General features: G+C 50.3%; 2 protein-coding genes. Both read left to right on the top strand.

Annotated elements, in window-relative coordinates; all coding sequences use genetic code 11:
• The coding region (locus Q0372_RS07050) for an NAD(P)H-dependent oxidoreductase (RefSeq protein WP_298104259.1) at positions 1–556 on the top strand (556 nt) is incomplete at its 5' end.
• Positions 557–943: 387 nt separating this feature from the next.
• Complete coding sequence (locus Q0372_RS07045; protein WP_298104256.1) at positions 944–1,330, top strand: hypothetical protein; 387 nt, start codon at positions 944–946, stop codon at positions 1,328–1,330.
• Positions 1,331–1,373: the final 43 nt, after the last annotated feature.

Here is a 1,373-nt window from a genome sequence, read left to right as displayed (position 1 = left end):
GCTAAGCAAGACGCTGCACGAGCTAGCCAAAGAAACGCTACAAGCCCTAGGGCACGAAACGCGCGAGACCACGATACATGAGGGCTACGATATAGAGGGCGAGGTGGAAAAATTTCTATGGATGGACGCCGTGATCTGGCAGATGCCCGCGTGGTGGATGGGCGAGCCTTGGTTGGTCAAAAAATACGTGGACGAGGTGTTTATGGGCGGCATAGGCAAGATAGTGGCAAACGACGGGCGGCACAGCGCAAGCCCAAACGACGGCTACGGCACAGGCGGGCTGGCAAGCCGTATCGGCCCAGGCGTAGTGCTGATAAAAGGCAAATCGCACATGCTAAGCGTCACTTGGAATGCGCCGCTTCAGGCGTTTGATAAGCCGGGCGATTTTTTCGAGGGCGTGGGCGTGGACGGCGTTTATTTGCATTTTCATAAGGCAAATGAGTTTTTAGGCACGAAAAGGCTGCCTACTTTTATGTGCAACGACGTCATTAAAAACCCGGACGTAGAGCGTTTTATGAGAGATTACGAAGCGCATCTAAAAAGGGTTTTCGGCTAGCCTTAATGCACTCGAACGAGTTTATTTGCTCTTAATACAGCGCCAGATGAGCTAAAGCGGATTTATAAAATCGCTTCTTAAACTCGGATATTACAACGCTTGTGAAATTTTAATCGGTAAATATCGGATCTGCGCGGTTTGTCGCTTCGCAGGTAGCGGTGCGATATAAGGCTGAAAGCTAGGGTTTGTAACGGCGGCACTGGCATCCGTATTCGCTCATATCGCGAGCGCAGTATTAGAATTCGGCGCGTATAGCGAGTAAAATTTATAAGACGCGCCCGCGCACTTTTGATTGCGCCCGCCCGTTTTTTTTTGCGGCCGCGGACGCTAAATTTCATTAGGCTTTGCTTGCGCGCAGTATCTTTCAAGCGCCGTCAAAGAGGTAAAATGCTAAAATTTCTTCGCTCGGGCGAGTTTGCAGGCGTAGAAAGCGGATTGAGTTGCGCGCAGATCGTCGCGATATTCGGCCCTGCGGACGCAAGCTTTAAGAGTGCTGGGGCTGAAATTTTAAGATACGACGCCTTCGAGTTTCACTTTTTTCAGGACGAAATTTTTATGATTTTTTCGGATCATTTCAGAAGCGAGCCTCTAAATTTCGGCGGTAGCAGGGCGCAGCAAATCGAAATAGAGCCTTGGATATTATCGGGCTGTCCTGCTCCCATCGACCTTGCGGCGGTGAAAGGCGCTTTAAATCGTGAGCGGATCGAGTATCGCGAGCGCGCAACGGATGAGGGTTTGGAGCTAAGTTTAAACAGCGGCGTTACGCTTGCGTGAAAGCTTTAAAATCTACGATATCGTTCGTATCGACCACTTCCGT

Source organism: uncultured Campylobacter sp. (genome assembly GCF_937997405.1).
Classification (GTDB): domain Bacteria; phylum Campylobacterota; class Campylobacteria; order Campylobacterales; family Campylobacteraceae; genus Campylobacter_B.
The sequence above is the reverse complement of the archived record's forward strand: the minus strand, read 5'-3'. Positions and strand labels throughout refer to the sequence as shown.